Raw genomic sequence first — 23,502 nt, 5'->3', positions numbered from 1 at the left:
TAAACTTCACATCTCTTCGTCAGCTTCTTCACTCTGCTCCTCACGTACTGTCGTACGCTCCGGTGCTCGCTCCGTCGCTTCCTTGACCTGCTCGTTTCTCTTTACCCTCCATTCTTTGAATAGGTATTCGTTTAATACGATTACTTTTCAAAGAAATAATTCTCTAACATAGAGAATCTAAGATGGCGATTACTCGGTTTCTTTCTTGTTTTTACTATTCATAATCTAGTTTTCAAGGAACAATTTCGGCTAAAGATAAACTTCGCATCTCTTCGTCAGCTTCTTTGCTCTGCTCCTCACGTACTGTCGTACGCTCCGGTGCTCACTCAGGCACTTCCTTGATCTACTTGTTTCTCTTTACCCTCAAACTTCTTACTGTTTTGAGGAATTAATTGCTCCCTCAAAACTGAACAACAAATCGTCAACAATCTATGATGGAATGTAAATTCCATTTTCCTTAGAAAGGAGGTGATCCAGCCGCACCTTCCGATACGGCTACCTTGTTACGACTTCACCCCAATCATCTATCCCACCTTAGGCGGCTGGCTCCAAAAAGGTTACCCCACCGACTTCGGGTGTTACAAACTCTCGTGGTGTGACGGGCGGTGTGTACAAGGCCCGGGAACGTATTCACCGCGGCATGCTGATCCGCGATTACTAGCGATTCCAGCTTCATGTAGGCGAGTTGCAGCCTACAATCCGAACTGAGAATGGTTTTATGGGATTTGCTCGACCTCGCGGTTTTGCTGCCCTTTGTACCATCCATTGTAGCACGTGTGTAGCCCAGGTCATAAGGGGCATGATGATTTGACGTCATCCCCACCTTCCTCCGGTTTGTCACCGGCAGTCACCTTAGAGTGCCCAACTTAATGCTGGCAACTAAGATCAAGGGTTGCGCTCGTTGCGGGACTTAACCCAACATCTCACGACACGAGCTGACGACAACCATGCACCACCTGTCACTCTGTCCCCCGAAGGGGAACGTCCTATCTCTAGGAGTGTCAGAGGATGTCAAGACCTGGTAAGGTTCTTCGCGTTGCTTCGAATTAAACCACATGCTCCACCGCTTGTGCGGGCCCCCGTCAATTCCTTTGAGTTTCAGCCTTGCGGCCGTACTCCCCAGGCGGAGTGCTTAATGCGTTTGCTGCAGCACTAAAGGGCGGAAACCCTCTAACACTTAGCACTCATCGTTTACGGCGTGGACTACCAGGGTATCTAATCCTGTTTGCTCCCCACGCTTTCGCGCCTCAGCGTCAGTTACAGACCAAAGAGTCGCCTTCGCCACTGGTGTTCCTCCACATCTCTACGCATTTCACCGCTACACGTGGAATTCCACTCTTCTCTTCTGCACTCAAGTCCCCCAGTTTCCAATGACCCTCCACGGTTGAGCCGTGGGCTTTCACATCAGACTTAAAGGACCGCCTGCGCGCGCTTTACGCCCAATAATTCCGGACAACGCTTGCCACCTACGTATTACCGCGGCTGCTGGCACGTAGTTAGCCGTGGCTTTCTGGTTAGGTACCGTCAAGGTACAAGCAGTTACTCTTGTACTTGTTCTTCCCTAACAACAGAGCTTTACGATCCGAAAACCTTCATCACTCACGCGGCGTTGCTCCGTCAGACTTTCGTCCATTGCGGAAGATTCCCTACTGCTGCCTCCCGTAGGAGTCTGGGCCGTGTCTCAGTCCCAGTGTGGCCGATCACCCTCTCAGGTCGGCTACGCATCGTTGCCTTGGTGAGCCGTTACCTCACCAACTAGCTAATGCGCCGCGGGCCCATCTGTAAGTGACAGCGAGATGCCGTCTTTCAGCTTTTCCTCATGAGAGGAAAAGGATTATCCGGTATTAGCTCCGGTTTCCCGAAGTTATCCCAGTCTTACAGGCAGGTTGCCCACGTGTTACTCACCCGTCCGCCGCTAACTTTAAAAGCAAGCTTTTAAAGTCCGCTCGACTTGCATGTATTAGGCACGCCGCCAGCGTTCGTCCTGAGCCAGGATCAAACTCTCCAATAAAGAGTTGATTAGCTCATTGCTAAACTCTAGCTTTTTTGTTACTTGTTTTCATTCTATAACTCTCGTTACAGAACGATTATTGTTGACGTTTGTTTGTTCAGTTTTCAAAGAGCAATTTGTTTGTTGCTTATCAGAGGCAACTTTTATATCATACCAGCCTATATTAAATAAGTCAATTACTTTTTTAATATAATTTTTCTTTCACTATTAATCAAATGAATCAATAGGTTCTTGTAAGGCTATTTTTATATAATAACAGCTATCAGTACTTTCGTCAATAATAATTAAACAAAAAAATAGAAATCAAGAGCAACCTGTTGATATGACTATTTACTTCTGGTTTATTCTTACTCCTATATATTATTCCAATAAAGTGACCTATACGGATCATTAGTTAAAGCAACGTCTTGAACACCATCATCTAAACTTTTCATTTCTACTTATAACATAGAAAAAACTCGATCATGAGACCGAGTTCTTTCTATATATTCTATTACTTAGTAATCGTTATTACATCTTCCTCTTTAAGTTCAACTTTACCAAGTTTATTGATTTGTACAGCTTCACCTTCAGCTAAGTTCGTAAACACAACTGGTGTAATAGTTGCTGTTGCATTTTCTTTAATATAGTCAAGATTCACTTTCAACAGAGGTTGTCCTTGTTTAACTTGATCATTTTCTGAAACAAGTGTTTCGAAACCTTCCCCTTTTAATTTAACTGTATCAATACCAAAGTGAATTAGAATTTCACGACCGTTTTCAGCCAAAATTCCAAGAGCATGTTTTGTTGGGAATAAGTTAACAATTTTCCCATCAACCGGAGATACTACTGTTCCGTCTGAAGGAATAATTGCAAAACCGTCTCCCATCATTTTACCTGCAAATACAGCGTCAGGTACATCTGTAATAGCTACTAATTCCCCTTTGATTGGAGCAACAAAAGAATCTTCGCCAGTTACATTACTTTGTAAAGCACTTGGATTTACATCTTCAATTTGTTCTTGTACTTCTTTCTCCATAGAAGGCTGAGCAGCAGGACGTGGTCTTTTCCCACTCATAATATCTCTCATTTGACCTTTGATCGTCTCTGAACGAGGACCGAAGATAGCTTGAATATTATTACCAACTTCAAGCACTCCAGCAGCACCTAGTTTTTTCAATCGATTCTTATCAACGGATTTAATATCATTAACAGATACACGAAGACGAGTAATACAAGCATCTAAATGCGCAATATTATCTTGTCCACCCATTGCTTCTAATACTTCGTATGGAAGATCACTAGTTGTTCCTGCTACACCACTTTCACTTTCTTCTGTTTCATCTTCTCTACCTGGTGTTTTCAGGTTAAATTTACGAATTGCAAAACGGAAACCGAAATAGTAGATAACAGCAAACACTAAACCTACAGGAATAATAATCCATGCATTTGTCTGTGGATTAATTAAACCGAATAACACATAGTCGATTAAACCACCTGAGAATGTCATACCTACTTTTACATTTAATAACTGCATTGTCATAAAAGATAAACCTGCAAATACAGCGTGAATTCCAAACAATACTGGAGCCACAAATAAGAATGAGAATTCTAACGGCTCAGTAATACCTGTTAAGAAAGAAGTTAATGCCGCTGATGCCATTAACCCACCAACGATTACTTTTTTCTCAGGACGAGCTTCATGATATATAGCAAGAGCTGCCGCAGGTAATCCAAACATCATGAATGGGAATTTACCAGTCATAAATGTACCTGCAGTTAATTCTGCTCCATCTTTAATTTGTTCCATAAAAATACGTTGATCTCCACGAATAGTGTCACCAGCCGCATTTACATATGAACCAAATTCATACCAGAATGGTGAGTAGAAAATGTGATGTAATCCAAACGGAATTAAAGAACGTTCAATTACTCCAAAAATAAACGCAGAAAGCGTTAAGTTTGCATGCACCATATTTTGTGAAAATGCATTTAAAGCATTTTGAATTGGTGGCCAAACAATAATCATTACTAATCCTAAAATCACAGCAGTTGCCGCTGTAATAATTGGTACAAATCGTTTACCAGCAAAGAAACCTAAATAAGATGGCAATTCAATTTCAAAGAATTTATTATACATTCCAGCAGCTATTAGACCTACGATAATACCACCGAAAACTCCAGTAGCAAGCGTAGGAACTCCTAAGATGCTAGCATAATTTAATCCATTAACGTCTTCAGCTGTTAATCCTAAAGCAGTACCCATCGTTACATTCATAATTAGGTACCCGATGATAGCGGCTAGACCAGCAACACCTTCACCGCCAGCTAATCCAACAGCTACCCCAACCGCAAACAATACTGGTAAGTTTGCGAAAACAATATCTCCAGCATTTTGCATAATCGATGCTACCATTGCTACTCCACTATTATCTAGAAATGGAGCTAAATCTAATAGCGCAGGGTTTTTAAGCGCTGCACCTAGTGCAAGAAGTATCCCCGCTGCAGGTAAAAGCGCAACTGGCAACATAAGTGCTTTACCAACTTTTTGTAAAACACCAAAAATCTTTTTAAACATTTTGTCAGCCTCCTAAGTTATTTTTTTCGGCTCAAAAAGTGTTCTCAATCAAGGATAAAAAACAAAAAGGCATGAGTAAATAGAGATTGAAATAAACCTTCAAGGGTAGGTTACCCTAAAACTTTTAAATCAATCATCTTTTTAACTCATGCCTGATCGGATCAGTAACACGTTTATTAATAATTGCTATTATTTAACTTTTTTCTGAAGTCTTTGCAGATGCATCGTCAGATATACTGCTTCTGCTTGAAAGACTGGCTTTTTAAGTACTTGTTGCATTACTTTTATGAGCTTCCAAGCAAGATTATAGCATAGGGGATATTCATTCTTCAATAGCAAAGTTATTTTTTCTGGTTCTTCTACTTTTTCTCCTGTATTGACACGTTCAATCGCGAAACGCAAATGTCTAACAAGGCGCATATAATCGATACTATCTTTATTAATTTTTATTTCTAGTTGTTCTTCTATTAAATTCACAAGATGTGTAACTAACTGTGAATGCTGATTGACTTCTGACAAACTTTTGTTCATCATTGCACTATGAATATGCAAAGCGATGAAACCGATTTCACCTACTGGTAATTGAAGCCCTGTTTGTTCTCCGATTAAATTCACAACCTCTTCTGCGATTGTGTATTCAAACGGGTACAACGCCTTTGTTTCAATCAGAAACGGATTATTTAATACAAGCCCGTTCGTAATGCGGGATGCAGCGAACACAATATGATCCGTTAACGCTATATGGATATGCTCATTCAGCTTTGCATTCGTCTTGTTTTTAATCAGTTCTATAGATGAAACTATTACATCTAGCAACTCATTATCCACTTGAGGAAGAAGCTTCAGGTAATTAGATTGCTCTTTTTCATCCTTTAAGACAAATAGCTTCTCCACAATATTCATATCAATATAATCTCCGCTTTTCTGATTAAAGCCTATTCCTTTTCCTATAAGCACTACTTCTCCATAGGATGGATGGTCTCCAATGAGTACATTATTATTCAGCGCTTTCTTTATTAGTAAATTAGGCATACTTATTTCCCCACTTCAACAGACTTCTCGGTAACTCAATGTTATTAAAGTCTTTATAGTAAGTCAACGAAAAAATAAGAAAAAGGACATCCAAAAATGGATATCCCTTTCCTTTTTAAAAGATATTGATCCGATTTAACAAGAATGTCTATTGTAAGAAAATAAAGTACAGAGCAAAAATAACAAAGAATACGTACATAATTGGATTAATATCCTTAATACGTCCTTTTACAATCATCACAATCGGATAGAAGATAAATCCTACAGCGATCCCTGTTGCAATACTGTATGTTAAAGGCATTGCTATAATTGTCAAGAACGCTGGAACCGCTACTTCAAACTTAGTCCAATCGATTTTTCCAAGGGATGAAACCATCAATATACCTACTACAACTAAAGCCGGCGTTGTAACAGCAGACGTTACAACTTCCAATAACGGGAAGAAGAACAACGATAGTAAGAAAAATCCTGCTGTAACCACTGCCGCGAAGCCAGTACGAGCTCCTGCCGCAACCCCTGCGGATGATTCAATATAAGAAGTTGTTGTAGATGTACCGAATATAGAACCTACCATAGATGCAATTGAATCTGCGAATAATGCTTTTCCTGCTCTTGGTAGTTTATTATCTTTCATAAGACCAGCCTGATTTGCCACAGCCACCAATGTACCTGCATTATCAAAGAAATCAACAAATAAGAACGTTAAAATAACTACTAACATGCTTTGTGTATAAAATCCTGGATCACCAAGCGCTGAGAATAACGCACCAAATGTTGGCTCAATACTTGGTACAGCTGAAACGACTTTAGATGGAGTATCGATTACACCGAAGATCATTCCAACTACTGCTGTGATGATCATTCCATAGAATACACCACCATGAATTCCTCTAACCATTAAAATAATCGTAATAAAAATACCGAAAATCGCTAGCAATGTGCTTGGATTGGTTAAATCACCAATATGTACAAGCGTCGCTGGATTATCAACAATGATTTGAGAGTTTTGCAATCCGATAAATGTGATAAATAACCCAATACCTGCGCCTACCGCAAGTTTTAATTCAACTGGAATAGCATTAATTAATTTTTCGCGAAGTCCAGAGATTGTTAATAGTAAGAAAAACACACTGGAAATAAATACTGCTGCTAACGCATATTGCCATGGATGTCCTTGTGTTAATACAACGGTATAAGCAAAATAGGCATTCAGACCTAAACCTGGAGCTAATGCGATTGGATAGTTAGCGAAAATACCCATAATAAGAGATCCTACTGCTGCAGCAAGTGCTGTCGCTACAAACACTGCTCCATAATCCATACGCAACGCATCAGGAAGATCTGCAACGTCCCCTAATGTTAATGTAAATGGATTTACTGCTAAAATATAAGCCATCGCAAGGAATGTAGTGAAACCACCTAAAAATTCTCTGCGGTAATTTGTGCCTAGTTCTTCAAACTTGAAAAACTTCTTCATTGATCTTTCCCCTCTCATGCATGTTTTAATAATCTACTAAAACAAAAAAACACTCCTACGATTAAGGAGCGTTGACTAAGGGTTTGTGCTATATAGGAAGGGAAAATTACTTAATAAAATATAAATGATTTCATAAATATTCCCTATATACACACTTACCTCGTAGTCAAGCTATTTACGGTAGCTCGGTAGAAACTTTCGGGCCGTATTCCCCAATATTATACGAGTTAAATCTATTTCAGTTGTAAATCTAGTTTAACAGTTTGACGAATGCTCGTCAACACAAAAAAGCGAACAATTGTAATAAAAAACATGAAATCGTTCGCTTTTCGACACAGAATTTATTTAATTATACTTGCTTGGGCAACAGCTAAACGAGCGGCAGGAATACGATAAGGTGAACATGATACATAGTCAATGCCAATTTTCCGGAAGAAAGCTATCGATTTAGGATCTCCACCGACTTCTCCACAAATACCAATCATCATGTTCTCTTTTGTTTGACGTGCTTTCGTTACAGCAAATTTAATTAATTCCCCTACACCATTCTGATCAAGAGTTTGGAAAGGATCTTGCGTCATAATACTTCTCTCTTTGTAAGAATTAATAAATTTTCCAATATCATCCCTTGAAAAACCATATGTCATTTGCGTAAGATCATTTGTCCCAAAACTAAAAAAATCAGCATCTTGAGCAAGTTGATCGGCAATTATACAGGCACGTGGTAATTCAATCATTGTTCCTATTTCATATGGAAATGGCTCCATTTGATGCTTTTTAAAGATATTTTCAATCGTATCCATTAAAAATCCTTTAACATAAGCTAGTTCCTCTTTTTCAGCAACGAGAGGAATCATAATTTCAGGAAAGACAGTATTACCTTCTTTTGTTAACTGAATCGCACTATTGAATATAGCCTCTACTTGCATTTGATAAATTTGTGGTTCGGTAATTCCCAAGCGGCAACCACGATGTCCTAACATCGGATTAGTTTCCTGAAGCCGTTTCATTTGTTCTTCAACCATTGATGGATATTTGTCTAACTTCGCCGCTAATTGTTTGATCTCCTTGAAGTCATGAGGCAGAAATTCATGCATAGGTGGATCTAATAAGCGAATGACCATCGGCTTATCTTTAACGACTTGAAACATCTGGTAAAAATCTTCTTGTTGGAAAGTAAGTAATTTTTCTAACGCTAATTTGATTTCTTGTTTATTCTCCGCCAATATCAATCGTCGCATTTCGAGCACCCGTTCTTCACCAAAGAACATATGCTCCGTCCTTGCTAATCCTATACCGGTAGCCCCAAATTCGATCGCTTTCTTTAAATCTTGGACTGTCTCAGCATTCGCACGAACTTGTAATTCAGCATAATCATCAGCCCAAGAGAGAAGCAGCTGCAAATTTTGGTCATTTTCTACTACAACAGTCGGTACTTCACCAAGGTACAATCTACCAGCACTGCCATCGACAGAGAGAAGGTCACCTTCAGTTAAAATACGTTCTCTACAAGTAATTGTTTTCAATTCTTCATTGACAGTTAATGCTTCACATCCTGTTATACAGCAAGTTCCCATTCCTCGAGCAACAACTGCTGCATGCGAAGTCATTCCACCTCGACTTGTAACGATAGCCTCGCTGACAATCATTCCTTCAATATCTTCCGGTGAAGTTTCTTGACGTACAAGAATCACTTTCTTTCCAAGAGCACGATACTCTTTAGCTTTTTCCGATGTAAAAACGATTTCTCCTGTAGCTGCACCAGGACTAGCAGGTAATCCTTCTGCCAATAACTCGACGTTTTGGATAGCTTTCACATCAAAAATAGGATGAATGAGTTGATCAATTGTTTCAGGTGAAATACGTAAAACAGCCTCCTTTTTTGTAATCAAACCTTCATTAACTAAATCTAATGCAATTTTCAAAGTGGCTTTAGCCGTCCGCTTTCCGTTTCTTGTCTGAAGAATAAATAATTCCCCATTTTCAATAGTGAATTCAATATCCTGCATGTCTTTATAATGTTGTTCCAGTATATTTGCATACCTTTTAAAATCCGCATATGCTTCGGGAAGGATTTGCTGTAATGCCTCGATAGATTCTGGTGTACGAATACCCGCTACCACATCTTCCCCTTGAGCATTTAGCAAAAATTCGCCGAACAATTTGTTTTCACCTGTTGCAGGATTCCTTGTAAAAACTACACCTGTACCACTGTCATTCCCACTATTTCCAAAAACCATTGATTGAATGTTTACTGCGGTTCCTAAATGATGAGGAATTTCATGCATGTCGCGGTAAACTTTCGCTCGGTGATTATTCCATGATTTAAAAACGGCTTTGGTAGCTTCAAATAATTGATCTATAGGATCTTGAGGAAAAAAAGTATCATTTTCAATAAATAGCGCTTTAAAAGACTCAATTAATTGCAAATGTTCATTTTCTTGAAAATCTGCCATTGTTTTGCTAAATTGTTTTTCCATTTTTTGCAGGCGCACATTAAATTTATCTTTGTGGATGCCGTATACTACATCACCAAACATTTGTAATAATCTTCGATAACAGTCAAATGCAAAATCCATACTAGTTAATCTAGCTAAAGATTGAACTCTAAGATCGTTTAACCCTAAGTTAAGAATTGTATCCATCATCCCTGGCATTGAAAATGCTGCACCACTTCTTACGGAAACCAATAAAATCTTTTCATCGCCTGTAAAAGATTTTTTTGTCTCTACCTCTAAGTTTTTAATCGCTTTCAAAATGTCTTTTCTTAACGATCTTTCAAAAAAAGAAGGTTCTTCTAAATACTTCATACAGCTTTCAGTTGTAACTGTGAATCCTGGAGGCACTGGTAAACCTAAGCGAGTCATCTCAGCCAAATTTGCTCCCTTGCCACCTAAGAGTTCTTTGTCTTCACTACGTCCTTCTTTGAAAAAATAAATCAACTTTTCCATTAGCCGCCTCCTTATATATGTATCACATTAATCTCTTTTTCACTTTAATATGACACATATATAATTGTCAATACAAAAATAATACACATATTAAAGTTGAATAATTAATTTATATATGTATAATCACTAGTGTTGCATAAATATTGTCGCAATTTTCAGTCTGATTATCCTCCTTGTTTAGAGCCAAAAAGGTAAATACCTATTCAAAGGTGGCTCCATCCATTTGGTTTTTTTTTACAATTAGACTTGTGCGACAACAACAATTTGCTTATTAAGGGATGGCTTTCCCTTCAATCTTTCGAAGCCAGATATGGGCTGGTTTCCACAATGCAGCCCTTAAATAACGGCTAATTTGTAAGGTTTTTCGCTTACTTCTTGTTTCAAGTTGTACGAGAACATGTAGGCAAAAAACAATCAGTGCGATAAACACTTGGTTTTGAATCGCCCATTCACTTTGACCGTAGAACTTTTTGATGCTGAGATGCTGTTTGATCCATTTAAAGAACAACTCAATTGCCCACCGTGATTTGTACATCTCTGAAATTTCTTCGGCACTCAAATCAAAACGATTGGTAATTAAATGCAGTTCATTTCCTTTTGAATCCATCACTTTTAGAAGACGAAAGTAATTTTCAGCACGGTTTTGAGTCGTACCAATCAACACCATTTGATCTGACAAAACAGCTGAATTCTCGGGTAGTTTAAAATTATAAACTTCCCGTATGACTGCGTTTTTCCGTAGCCTTGAAAGAAAAAAGTAACCATCATCTGTCATTCGGTCAAAGCGCTCGTAATCTAGGTAGCCACGGTCAAACACATACATGCATTCTTTATCATCAACCATGATTTCAAGCTGACCACGATCATGTTCTTTTGCCGTTGTTAAAACAGCCTTTTCAGGATAGGAACTCCCTTTTTCCATAAACACAAGTCTCAAATGCAACTTGACACCCGCTTTTGTTTTGCGGAACTTTGCCCATTTATGATTGGTCAAATTAAGTGGCAATGTGCTTGAATCAATGATTTTTAACGGCATAATAAGCTTTGTATAATGTGTTTTTGCATGAATTTGTGCGACTAAATCAAGGAAAAGCCTTTGAAATAAATCTGGATTTATACCGTTTAATCGGCGTGAGAGCTGAGAAATACTGATTGAATCAAGATCAATGCCTTTTTGTAGTTGGTCGTCGAAAAGACAATCGCTTAGCTCATGCAAACTTTCGACTTCTTGTAGCTGTGCAAAAAGGAGTAATTTTAGAAATGAGTCTGTTTTTAGTTTTTTCGTATAGTAATCTAATTTCAACGTTTTCACGGTTTCTTCAAAAAGTTGAAGATTTATTGGTGAAAACCATTGTCCAAATGAAGTTTTTCGTGTAATCTTGTCCATGTGTTGGTCCTTTTTTAGTGGATTTGGACGGGTTACCACCTGACTTATCCATTATAAAGGACTTTTTCTTTGCACAAAATAATAAAATTGAACATTTTGAGTATTTTTAATAATGAAAATAAATTAATGCAACACTAGTGATGTATAATAGAACGCATAATGATAATACTCATATTTTTGTAGTCTAATTAATCTATATTTTTAGGAGATAATAATGAAACTAAGCGAAAGACAAGAACAAATTATTAAAATTGTAAAAGAATATCAACCGGTGAGTGGAGAAAAGGTTTCTGATTTATTGGATGTATCAAGAGCCACCTTAAGATCGGATTTATCTTTTTTAACTCTTGTAGGAATCTTACAAGCTACTCCTAAAATTGGGTACACGTATTCTGGATCAGATGTAGAGAAATTTTTCTTTTTTAAAACCTTTAATACGAAAGTTAATGAGGTAATGATGCCGCCGTTAATGATTAATCAAGATACTTCCATTAGAGATGCCATAACAACTTTATTTATGTATGACGTAGGTTCATTGTATGTCACTGGGGAAGAAAAACTTTTATTAGGTATTTTATCAAGAAAGGATTTATTGCGAGCATCATTAAATACGAATATTGATAATACACCTGTAGCTGTCTGCATGACTCGTGTACCTCACATTAAAGTTTGTAAAAAGAACATGGATATCTTAGAAGTGGCAAGTATTCTTCAAGATTTTGAAGTAGATTCATTACCTGTTGTTGATGATGACAATGAGAGGAAAGTGATTGGTAAAATCACTAAAACTAGAATACTAAATTTCATTATTCAACAAGCAAGAAATGCAGAATTAAATGGATAGAGGAGATTTTTTATGAAAAACGAAATCATTGTATATACAATTTCCGATTCAATAGGGGAAACTTCACAAAAACTATTAGCAGCCGTAACTGCTCAATATCCAGATTTGGTATTCAACAATAGCTACAGATTTTCATTTGTTAACAAAGAAGAAGAATTGATTGATATATTACGTGATGCGTTAAAGGACAAAGCCGTAGTGATTAGTACATTAGTCGATAACCATTTAGCTACTGTCGCTAATGACTTTAGTAGACAAACAGACTTACATTACTTGGATTTAATGAATCCTTTTTTTGAAATTATTAAATCTAAAACAGGTTTTACCCCAATAGAAGAGCCTGGTATTGTTCATAAGTTAGATAAGGAATATTTTAATAAAATAGCAGCAATCGAATTTGCAGTAAAATATGATGATGGAAAGAACCCACAAGGATTTCTTCAGTCGGATGCAGTAATACTTGGTGTATCTCGTACCTCAAAGACACCCTTGAGTATGTATTTAGCAAATAAAGGTTATAAAGTTTCGAACTTACCACTTATACCTGAAGTTCCTTTACCTCAAATTTTAGATAAAGTAGAAGGACAGAAAATAATTGGATTGGTTTGTAAACCGGAGAATTTATCAAGAATTAGAAGTAACCGCTTAGATTCTTTAGGGTTGAGTAACTCATCTAGTTATACAAATTTAGAAAGAATTTATGAAGAATTAGAGTATTCAAAGCTAGTATTTAAAAAGCACAATGCATATGTTATTAATGTAACAGATAAATCGATTGAAGAAACAGCTTATCTTATAGAAAAACATTTAAAGAATTTAAAATAAAACTGAATTTCATTTATTTTTTTTCTTGATTGATAGCGAGCAGTGGGCGACCTTCGGAACACCATATAGAATTACACTTACAACATTTATTAATTTACAACCTAGGGTGTTGTTAAAGCATTGTTAGCAGTACATCATATAGTAACGGCTTTATTCCAATAAAAAAAACCAATGACTTTGAAATAAATTACGTCAAAATCATTGGTTACTATAATTATGTTCCAATTATTGCTTTTTAAATCAATTCATAATGAGGAATAGTTCACTTATGAAAAATTACTCCCACTCAATCGTAGCAGGCGGCTTACTAGTAATGTCATACACAACGCGGTTAATATGCGCCACTTCATTAACGATTCTTGTGGAAATTACTTCTAGTACATCCCAAGGCAGTCTTGCCCAGTCAGAAGTCATTCCATCAATGGAAGTAACGGCGCGAATTCCGATTGTATAATCATACGTACGTGCATCCCCCATTACCCCGACACTGCGGATATCCGGAAGAACAGTAAAGTATTGCCATACATCACGATCTAAGCCAGCTTTTTTAATTTCTTCTCGTAAAATTGCGTCAGACTCACGAACAATTTCTAATTTCTCTTCTGAAATTGCACCCAATACGCGAATTCCTAAACCAGGACCAGGGAAAGGTTGTCTCCACACAATTTCATCAGCAATTCCTAATTCTGTTCCTAGAGCACGCACTTCATCTTTAAATAACGTATTTAAAGGTTCAATTAATTGGAACTGCATATCCTCAGGAAGTCCTCCTACATTATGATGGGACTTAATTGTTTGAGCAGTAGCTGTACCACTTTCAATAATATCTGTGTAAAGTGTACCTTGTGCTAAGAAATCAATTCCTTCTAATTTTGCTGCTTCATCATCAAATACATAGATGAATTCATTTCCGATAATTTTACGTTTTTTCTCTGGATCACTTACGCCTTCTAGTTTAGACATAAAGCGTTCTTTTGCATCCACTTTAATTACATTCATGTTAAAGCCTTCAGAGAAAGTTTTCATAACGCCTTCTGCTTCGTCTTTACGAAGAAGACCGTGGTCAACAAATATACATGTTAATTGATCACCAATTGCTTTGTGGATCAAAACAGCAACAACAGAAGAATCTACTCCACCACTAAGGGCACAAAGAACTTTTTTGTCGCCAACTGTTTGACGAATTTTTTCCATTTCGATTTCAATGAAGTTCTCCATTGACCAATCACCTTTGCATCCACAAACACCGAACACAAAGTTTTTCAATAATTCATTTCCATATACAGAGTGACGAACTTCTGGATGGAATTGAACTGCATATAATCCTTTTTCTTCATTACTCATAGAAGCGATAGGACATGATGCACTTGTTGCATCAATAGTAAACCCCGCTGGAGCTTCAACTACTAAATCACCATGGCTCATCCAAACGATTTGTTCTGTTGGAAGGTCAGCGAATAGTTTAGAGCTGTTTTCAATATTGATCGCTGCTTTTCCATATTCACGATGCTTTGCTTTTTCCACTTTTCCGGCAAAATGCTGGGTCATCAATTGCATCCCATAACAAATACCGAAAATAGGAAGTCCTAAATCGAATATTTTCTCATCTACGCCAAATGCATTTTCGTCGTATACACTATTAGGGCCACCTGAGAAAATTATTCCTGCAGGATTTAATGCCTTAATCTCTTCAGCAGTAATGGTATGTGGATGCAACTCACTATATACACCAAATTCTCTTATTCTTCTTGTAATCAATTGATTATATTGACTACCAAAGTCTAGGACAACAATCATTTCCTGACCTTCGATATGCGCTTTCCCCATTCCTATTCACCCCAATTAATCTATTTGAATTTCTCTTATTACTATTTCCAAACACCTTCATCATTCATGCTTCTTATCTCTAAATTCACAGTCTTTTTTTTAGAAAAAAAGACTAGAATCGGCCTCAAATAAAAACGAAGGCAGAATTCTAGTCTTTGGATTCCCACATAAAGCTAAACTGGAAAGACTTATCTGCCTTCATAGTCAGATCATTTAAGGCGACCCGGTAGAGACTCTCGAACCATATTATCGAGGATATATGAAGGAATAATATATAGATGAGAATATTGTAACAACATGTCGAATCGATGGTCAAGCTGTTGTTTTTTTAATTAAATTTTCCCACAATTCCCTTAACTCTTCCCAAGTCTCTTTTTGTATCTGACCTTTATACAGATATTCCTCATATTTAGCAGTCAATTGGCTCATTTCTTTACTGGAATAAATGTGATCTATTTGCTTCGCATACTCCCTCAAGGTAATTTCTTCCTTCTTTTGAAGTCCGGCTATCTCTAATAAATGCAGCAACACAATATACGCTTTTGGAAAATTACCTTCATCCTTTATGTCTTTAAACTTCCAAATATAATAATATGGCATCCATTTATAGCGAAATTTATAAACAGTAAATCCAACCACAACAATGATTACTAGAACTAGAGCAATCCACTGCCAATTTTCTTTTGCGGCAGTTGTGTAATTTCTCCATCCTTCTGTAGCTGGTGATGTAGGCTCCATTGTTTGTTCTGGATCTTCCGGTTTGTTTTCTGGAGTTTCCGGTTGTTGCTCCTGTCCCTCTGGCGTTTGTGTTTCAGTACTTTCCGTATTTCGATCGGTTTCCACGTCATTCAGATACGTATTAGCATTTGAGAATCCTTGTGTTGGTTCAAAGGAAACCCAACCAACCTCTGGAAAATAGACCTCTACCCAGGAATGTGCATTGTTATTTGTTACTTCATAACGGCGAATCTCCCCATCTGTCTCTACAAATTCTCCTTCTGTAAAGCCTTTTACCCATCGAGATGGAATACCAATCGAACGCAGCAATGTAACCATTGAAGTGGAATAATTATCACAATAACCTAGCTTTGTTTCAAATAAGAATTGATCCACATAATCCTCATCCCCTTCTGGAATTGCAACATTACTTTGGCTGTAGACAAAACCATTAGCAGAGAAATAGGTTTCTATCGCCCTTACCTTCGCAAAGACATTTTCATCATTTTTTGTTATATCAGCAGCAAGATCTTGCACTCTTTGCGGCAGCGAATCAGGCAGCTGAAGATAGCGATTCGCCATATCTGGATTATCCCTCACAAAGGCCTCCATATCAGCTGTTGTTAAAGCATTTAAACTATATTCTGGTACATCATATTTAACAGAGTAGCTTTCTACATATCCGTTAAACACACCACGCTCATTTCCGCTTTCAATTTCCATATACGAATTAGTTGCGGATACTTCTTTTACACCTAACGGATAAAGTAGATAGGAAAAAGCATTGGCAAATTGCACCGTGCTTTCTGATTCCGTTCGCTTCACACTCTCCCCTTCCACAAAGGAAACAAATGGAATGTCGCCACCATGATCTAATACTTCAAAGTTATCTCGACTTAATTTTAAAGATTCCTCAGACTGTACCCACCCTTTACCTGTATACGTATCTTTCGTTTCCACTTTCCAATAATGCGGCTCCTCTACTTCCGAAACAAAGACTAAGGAAGAATCCCCAATAAAGTCTCCACCTAATCTGGAATCATCTACACTGTATCCAACTCGATGGACACCATTTCCTTGGCCTTCTCCTTCATCCTCTCCTCCTTTATTCCCCATTGTCTGAATAAACGGAACAGGATCTGGCCATATAGGATCTGCTTTTGGTGTTAAATAGCCAATCCCTGCACTCACGATTACACATAGAAACAATGGAATCATCCATCTCAAAATAGAGCCTCGCGTATTCCCAACGTTTTCTTTTTCATTTATTCGAAAGAATGTTAACATTCCCATTGCTGTAAACCCAATGATAACTGTACGAATAATAGCATTATTAGCACTGTAAATCGTAAAAGTATCTAACACTGTAATAAAAATAATGGTCAGTAAAAAGAAAGTAAAAATCTTTCTTCTCTTAATTAGCCAGTAATCAATTAAATATGCCATTAGCCATAACAAAATAAAGCACAGACAGCTTTTAAACATGTTCGTCATTTCCGGCCAACTAGTATTAAATACCAATGCTAAATTATCAATAAACTCCGTAACAAAAGGCTGAATCCACTGGAAAGTTAAGAACGAGCCTTCATAATATAGATATTGAAGAATAAATATTATATATATCGTCTTAATTGTTCCACTTAACAAGCTCGGAACTCGCAAAAAGGCTAACAATAAAGAGAGTGCAAGAAATAGATTAAAAACAATCACATTGTCTGTATTTGTTAATTCCTCCAATGGCCTGAGCCATTCCCATATTAAAAAAAATCCTAAAATGTATAATAGAAAATTGGCTATTGTGATGTCTTTTTTGTTAAATGATGTACTCATTTAAGCCACCACCTCCCCAAACGCCTCTTTAAACCTGCCTTCTGAAACAGGGATAACTCGAATGCCTCTTTTTGCAGCGAAAGCACTTAATGTTTTTTCTCCACTAGATAGACCTTCCTTTTTACCTGCAATGACAAACACAGCGATATTATATCTTTTGCTAGCTAGCCATCCAGCTTTATCGACTAGTTCTCTCGTCAATTGAGACGTGATTAACATAATGGTAGCCTGTGGCTGTAATTGACTACTTTCATTATCTAGCACCTCAGATAGTGTTATATTCTTTGCGGTACGAACTTTCGCTAAATGGTAGAGTAATAGCTGTTGCTGGCTTTCTCCTCCTCTTATTGGAAAAATCGTCCGATCAGAATCAACTGATAGTAAGCCAACTTGGGCACCTTTTTTTAAAATGGCACGGATGATAGAAGCAGTAAAAGAGACTACCGTTTCGAATCTTTTATTCTCCTGACAATCCATTACAATCATAATGTCATGAGACTGTTTTTGTTCAAATTCTTTCGTCATCATGGTATTACGCCTTGCACTTGCTTTCCAGTTAATCCAAGAAAAACGGTCACCTGGCTGATATTCTCTTATGCCCACAGCCATCGTCGTATCTCGTTGAACTCTCTCTTTTGAAGAGGTCATTCCCTGTTCATAGTGATTTTCCAGCGGTTTGTATACCATTTCTTCAACAGGAGGATACACAAGAATTCGATCGACTTGGATATAGGCCTTTTCTTTCTCAATAAGGCCAAGTGGATCACCCATTTGTAAAAAAATCTGATCAAATACATGCTCTCCCCTTGGCAACTCTTTTACCGTATATTTAAAAGTGAGTCTACGCTTAAAACCAGGCATCAACATTTTCTTTCCCATTATTTTTTCTCCGATAGTGGAGCTAAAAGAATCTCTCACCACAATATAGAAAACTGGGAAAAATGTATTCCTCGTTAATTCAATTTCCACATGCATTTCTTCTTTAGCACTATATTCATACTTTAAAATCTTTCGTTTTACTTGCCAGTCTCTAATAGGATACGCCGCAACGAATAAACCGTATAAAGCAAATGGTAAAAAGCTATAAAATAAAAACCAGCTTACAAACCCACCTTGGAACATGGCATAAGAAAATACCATCGCTATTAGTAAAAATAGCAAGATTAATTTCCAAATCCGATTTAGCTTTTGCAAAAATCTTTTCATTACTTCACTAACCTTTGCACTGGCACAGGCACTCGCCCAAGGATTCGATCGATAATCTCTTCAGCTGTAATTCCATCAAATTTTGTTTCTGATTTCAGGATAATTCGATGAGCAAAAACAGCTTTCACTAAAAATTGTACATCATCTGGAATAATATAATCTCTTCCTTGAATAAAGGCATAGCTTTGTGCTGCTCTCATTAGAGCAATAGAACCCCTAGGACTAACTCCCAAATAGATACTTGCATGATCTCTTGTTGCAGTCGCAAGTTCTACTATGTATTTTTTTATCGTATCGTCCACATACACTTGCCTTACTTCATATTGAAGAGTCAGCAGCTCATCCAAGCTCACAACAGACTCTAATTTTTCAATTGGCGCTGCTACTTGGACTCTAGTTAGCACTTCCATTTCTTCTTCTACAGTTGGATATCCCATATGCATTTTCAATAAGAAGCGATCAAGTTGTGCTTCTGGAAGAGGATAGGTTCCTTCATATTCAATTGGATTCTGGGTCGCCATCACAAAGAATGGTTTTTGTAAATGATGGGTAATTCCATCAATCGTAACACTACTCTCTTCCATTGCTTCCAAAAGGGCGGATTGTGTTTTCGGAGAAGTTCGATTGATCTCATCTGCTAAAATAATATTCCCCATGATTGGCCCCGGAACAAATTGAAATTCCAGCTCTTTCGGATTATAAATGGAGACTCCTGTTACATCAGAGGGTAGTAGGTCTGGGGTGAATTGAATTCTACGAAAATTAGCACCAACTGATTTTGCTAAAGCTCTCACCATCATTGTTTTCCCAACACCTGGCACGTCTTCTAATAAAACATGTCCTTGAGCAAGTAAAGCAATTAAGCTCAATTCTGCAACGTCCCTTTTTCCAATCATCACCTTTTCGATATTACCGATTATTCTGTCAATTATCAAACTATGATTTCCTGCCATGCTTCTCCTCCTGTTGTATTTTCGATTAATTTATCATTCTTCTCTATTTAACTACAGAATATTTTTTATTTGCTAACAAACTATCAATTCTGTAACTCCATCTTCTATTCTATCATTGCCCATTTTCAGGCTAAAAATTCCTGTGGATTTAATCCTAATTCTCGACATATTTCCACTACTACTTGTTTTTCTCTTTGATCAAAATGTCCATCTGCATACCCTATTGCAATACAATATCTAGCTACAAGTCTTGCAACCTCAGGCTTGGAACGAACCTTCCCTAATGCGCGAAAACATTCAGCTCGACCAATAATTTGGTCATATTCGATTTTTTGAACAAACTGATTAAATTGCTGAATTACTTTATTTGTATCAAAAACACGCAATTCTTCGCTTTGATGGATAAACTCCTTCATTTTTTGTTCTTCGGAAGGATCTAATCTTCCATCCGCCATACCAACTAATGCACATGCAGCAACTACAGCGTCTAGTACTTCTGGGTTTTTATAGCGCATAAAGAGATCTTTTGCTCGTTGTTTCTGTTGTCTTCCCCATTCCGCATAATCTGTCTGAGATGGTGACCAACTAAAACCACAACTATTGCAGGTTATTTTAAGCTGTCCTTTTCCGATAAAGCCACCTAGTAAACCGACTGGTCCTAAAATCAGTCCTCCTATAGCTGCTTTCCCGATTCCAAATCCTTTTTCACCAGTACGGACATTTGTACTGCGACATCTCATACATTGCAATTGATCACTAGAATAACGATCATAGGAGGACGCTTGTCCAGAAGCTTGTGTGTTATTTGCATATGCGGATTGTCTTATAGGTTCATAGCTGCCTCTTTCTTGTGAGCCATAACTTTGTGCTTCAAAAGGCTGAAAAGAAGGGGGAGTTGGTTCTTGATAGATTTGTTGTATAGATGTATTAGAATGAACAACTGCTGCATGCTCATCATCTACAGTCACGCCAAAATTATGACATAAAGCAGCGAGCCCACCTTGAAAACCACTGCCAACTGCGTTAAATTTCCATTCGCCTTGATGACGATAAATATCTGCTGCAACAATCGCTGTTTCAATTGTAAAGTCTCTTCCAAGATGAAAACGAAGAAGTTCTACTTGTTCGCTCTCATTATATACTCTGACATAGGCATTAGATATTTGTCCAAAATTTTGCCTTTTTTCATAAGCGTCATGGATTGTAATAGTGAAGGCGATGCGTTGAATAGTGGTTGGTACTTTAGCCAAATCTACTCTAATTTGTTCATCATCCAACCTACCTTGACCTGTCCGATTATCTCCACTATATATTACCGATCCATTAGCGCCAGTTGGATTATTGTAAAAAATAAAATCATTATCACTCCATACTTTATTATTACTACCTAATAAAAAAGCGGAAGCATCTAAATCATAATGGACCTCATGATGATTGATGTCCCATCCTAAACCTATTACAACATTGCTTAATCCAGGATGTGCTTTTGTCAAATCTACCTTTTGACCTTTACTTAGTATAACCCCCACAAAGAATCTCTCCTTTTTACAATCGTCTTCTTCCAACTATCGATTAACTATTATTTTACAGTATTATCTAGGTAAATGTACGTATATTCATTTACATTTGTATTACAACTATTCCTTTTACGATCCAATCCATGAAAAAGTTTCTAAACTTACCACTTTCCGTTACATCTTTTCTTTCTCCAACTATTTTTTATAGTAAATGTAATGTTTTTGGGGAGTTTGTCATAAAAAAGATAAAGAAGACATGCTTGCAATAAACTTGGTAGGTTCGTAACGGTTATTTAACCGAATATAATTCGCTCGTACGGTAGAATGGAAAAGGTAAAGGAGTGTTACGTATGTTATTTGGTTCCCTTATTTGTAAGATAAGAAAATATCATAAATATAATTATTATTACAGTGGTATATGCATCACTTGTGGAGAAGTGAGAAAAGAATACGAGAAGATTTACGAAGCTTCCAAAGAGGAACAGGCAGAAGAAAAAGATACTACAGACCAATCGATTACACAGTAATTATCTATATAGAAATAATTTCCTGTTTTCTCATTTTTAAGGCTTTGTTAAATAAAATGTTTTTTATCATGTAATATAGAAGAATGCTATCCATCTATTATTGCTCAGTTGCCTTTAAAACAACATTTTACTTGGCTGTTTGTATGAAAACTCTTTAGGTAAAAGGCAACACTAAGCTGAACCTTCTAAATTTGAACTTTTTTAAAAGGCTAGGAATGATTAAATATAGTGCTTTTGTTATTCATTAAGCAATTTGTTCATTAGTGGGTTCAATACGATACCCTTTCCTTTTTAAGTATTGAATCATTTTTTGTTCTTTACTTTGTTCGAGATCAACATAATCAGGGCCTAGTTCCTGATATGGTTGCCTTGTTTTTAAAATATTGTAAGCAATTGTTAGGATTAAATGAGCGGAAGCGATCCGTGCTTTCGATTTTCCTTGTCGTTTCATAATTCTTTTTCTATGTGCAGATATGCGATTATACTGTCTATCTGTAGCCATGGAACATTCAACAGCGGTGGTTCTTAATGATTTGTTTCCGTACTGAGTTTTACCTGTTTTTTTTTTACCGGCACTCTCATAATTTCCTGGACTCACTCCAGCCCATGAGGCTAGATGTTTAGAACTTTTAAATACTGACATGTCTACACCCATTTCAGCTATAAAGATTGCGGATGCATTTTTATCCACACCCGGTATGGTATCTAGTAGTTCGCACTCCTCTTGATAAGGAATAAGCGCTTGGTCTATGCGTTCAACTACTTTTTCGATTGTTTCATCGATGTGATTGATATGGTCCCAATGGAAACGTAACATATCAATATGATGTTTACGTATTCCACCGTTAAGGGCTTCTGCAATATCTGTTGTGCTCGCCTTAACTCTTGAATCAACCATTTGTTGAAGTTCAAACACACCTATTTTTTCGCCGTTTATTAGGGCTTCAATAATGCGACAACCAGTGACACCAAAAATGTCAGATAAAACAGAAGTTAGTTTAATATTTGCATCCTGTAGAATTTTGTGGATTCGATTGCGCTCAGAAGTTCGTGTATGGATGAGTTTTTTACGATACCGGGTTAAATCTCGCAAATCACGAATTTCTTTGGGCGGTACAAAATTTTTTTCAATTAGTCCAGAACGCAAAAGTTTAGCTAACCACTCCGCATCTTTTACGTCTGTTTTCCTTCCGGGAACATTTTTAACATGTTGGGCATTGGCGAGGATTAATTGGAAGTCACATTCTATAACATTCCAAACGGGCTTCCAATATACACCGGTACTTTCCATTACAGCATCCGTTATTTTGTGTGAGGATAGCCAGTCGCTAAGTGCCAAAAGGCCACTTGTGGTTGTTGGAAAGGTTTGAATCTCTTTATTTGGTTTTTTATCTAATGAACCAAATAAAACACAAGCAACTACTGTTTCTTGGTGTACATCTAGGCCTGCACACCGTTCAATCATAGCTTCCATATAATCACCTCAAAGATTTTTAATACAATACAAGCGACAGAAGTCATCATACAAAATTTTTGTATTCGTGTTTATAAACACATTAGACGGTTCTTTTAAACTGTCACAACCAGTTTTTCTAACGGGGTATCAACTTGTATTGATCCACCAAACAGTCTTCGGACTGGTCGTATTGTACTATTAATTATGGTCAGGTGTTAAGTGGTTTAGACTTTCTATCATGGGATAGGAGCAAGTTTTCATGATAGACGGTGGCGGCGGGTAACGCCGCCATGAGAGTTTTTCTAAAGGATTGTTGTTTTTTCAATCGAAAAAAAGAATTAGTTGGAAAAATGGAGCAGCCGGAATACACGAAGACGCCACAGGG

14 protein-coding genes, 1 rRNA gene and 2 riboswitches are annotated in these 23,502 nt (G+C 37.2%); of the genes, 3 read left to right on the top strand and 12 right to left on the bottom strand.

All coding sequences use genetic code 11. From position 1 onward, the window contains the following. Positions 1–461: 461 nt before the first annotated feature. The 6 genes from HHU08_RS02990 to HHU08_RS02965 form a co-directional block, all read right to left on the bottom strand. Positions 462–2,011, bottom strand: a 16S ribosomal RNA gene (locus HHU08_RS02990). Between the two features lie 493 nt (positions 2,012–2,504). Further along, positions 2,505–4,568: a glucose-specific PTS transporter subunit IIBC gene (ptsG, locus tag HHU08_RS02985; RefSeq protein WP_016203979.1), complete on the bottom strand. Its 2,064-nt coding sequence runs from the start codon at positions 4,566–4,568 to the stop codon at positions 2,505–2,507. Between the two features lie 189 nt (positions 4,569–4,757). Then, on the bottom strand, positions 4,758–5,600 hold the full coding sequence (gene glcT / locus HHU08_RS02980; RefSeq protein ID WP_016203980.1) for a glucose PTS transporter transcription antiterminator GlcT: 843 nt from the start codon (positions 5,598–5,600) through the stop codon (positions 4,758–4,760). A 148-nt stretch (positions 5,601–5,748) separates the two neighbouring features. Further along, positions 5,749–7,077, bottom strand: coding sequence for an NCS2 family permease (locus HHU08_RS02975; RefSeq protein ID WP_101728860.1), 1,329 nt, complete (start codon positions 7,075–7,077; stop codon positions 5,749–5,751). 143 nt (positions 7,078–7,220) lie between these two features. Then, positions 7,221–7,323: riboswitch (purine riboswitch) on the bottom strand. 95 nt (positions 7,324–7,418) lie between these two features. Next, the gene (ppdK, locus tag HHU08_RS02970; RefSeq protein ID WP_169187768.1) at positions 7,419–10,028 is read right to left on the bottom strand and encodes a pyruvate, phosphate dikinase; all 2,610 of its coding nucleotides are present in this window, start codon (positions 10,026–10,028) and stop codon (positions 7,419–7,421) included. Between the two features lie 271 nt (positions 10,029–10,299). Continuing rightward, on the bottom strand, positions 10,300–11,415 hold the full coding sequence (locus tag HHU08_RS02965; protein WP_016201461.1) for an IS4 family transposase: 1,116 nt from the start codon (positions 11,413–11,415) through the stop codon (positions 10,300–10,302). Positions 11,416–11,629: 214 nt separating this feature from the next. Here HHU08_RS02965 and HHU08_RS02960 point away from each other — a divergent pair, with 214 nt between their 5' ends. Further along, positions 11,630–12,259, top strand: coding sequence for a CBS domain-containing protein (locus HHU08_RS02960; RefSeq protein ID WP_169187767.1), 630 nt, complete (start codon positions 11,630–11,632; stop codon positions 12,257–12,259). Positions 12,260–12,271: 12 nt separating this feature from the next. Beyond that, positions 12,272–13,084, top strand: coding sequence for a pyruvate, water dikinase regulatory protein (locus tag HHU08_RS02955; RefSeq protein WP_169187766.1), 813 nt, complete (start codon positions 12,272–12,274; stop codon positions 13,082–13,084). A gap of 276 nt (positions 13,085–13,360) precedes the next feature. On the opposite strand, the gene guaA is transcribed toward HHU08_RS02955, so the two are convergent. The 5 genes from guaA to HHU08_RS02930 form a co-directional block, all read right to left on the bottom strand. Further along, on the bottom strand, positions 13,361–14,911 hold the full coding sequence (gene guaA / locus HHU08_RS02950; protein WP_169187765.1) for a glutamine-hydrolyzing GMP synthase: 1,551 nt from the start codon (positions 14,909–14,911) through the stop codon (positions 13,361–13,363). 181 nt (positions 14,912–15,092) lie between these two features. Continuing rightward, positions 15,093–15,194: riboswitch (purine riboswitch) on the bottom strand. Between the two features lie 29 nt (positions 15,195–15,223). Further along, entirely contained in the window at positions 15,224–17,458 is a 2,235-nt protein-coding gene (locus HHU08_RS02945; protein ID WP_169187764.1) for a DUF4129 domain-containing transglutaminase family protein, read from the bottom strand. After that, positions 17,459–18,664, bottom strand: a complete 1,206-nt coding sequence (locus HHU08_RS02940) for a DUF58 domain-containing protein (RefSeq protein ID WP_016203986.1) — start codon at positions 18,662–18,664, stop codon at positions 17,459–17,461. Continuing rightward, complete coding sequence (locus tag HHU08_RS02935; RefSeq protein ID WP_101728855.1) at positions 18,664–19,617, bottom strand: AAA family ATPase; 954 nt, start codon at positions 19,615–19,617, stop codon at positions 18,664–18,666. The genes HHU08_RS02940 and HHU08_RS02935 overlap by 1 nt, the downstream gene beginning before the upstream one ends. 125 nt (positions 19,618–19,742) lie before the next feature. Continuing rightward, a complete protein-coding gene (locus tag HHU08_RS02930; RefSeq protein WP_016203987.1) occupies positions 19,743–21,146 on the bottom strand; it encodes a TerD family protein in 1,404 nt (467 codons plus the stop codon). A gap of 338 nt (positions 21,147–21,484) precedes the next feature. Here HHU08_RS02930 and HHU08_RS02925 point away from each other — a divergent pair, with 338 nt between their 5' ends. Next, on the top strand, positions 21,485–21,661 hold the full coding sequence (locus HHU08_RS02925; RefSeq protein ID WP_169187763.1) for a hypothetical protein: 177 nt from the start codon (positions 21,485–21,487) through the stop codon (positions 21,659–21,661). A gap of 244 nt (positions 21,662–21,905) precedes the next feature. Here the strand turns inward: HHU08_RS02925 and HHU08_RS02920 are convergent, their stop codons facing one another. Further along, on the bottom strand, positions 21,906–23,135 hold the full coding sequence (locus HHU08_RS02920) for an IS110 family RNA-guided transposase (RefSeq protein ID WP_100525939.1): 1,230 nt from the start codon (positions 23,133–23,135) through the stop codon (positions 21,906–21,908). Positions 23,136–23,502 lie beyond the last annotated feature (367 nt).

It is taken from the genome of Niallia alba (genome assembly GCF_012933555.1).
In the GTDB taxonomy this organism is placed as follows: Bacteria; Bacillota; Bacilli; order Bacillales; family Cytobacillaceae; genus Niallia; species Niallia alba.
Note: the sequence above shows the minus strand (reverse complement) of the source record. Positions and strands in the feature narration are given on the sequence as shown.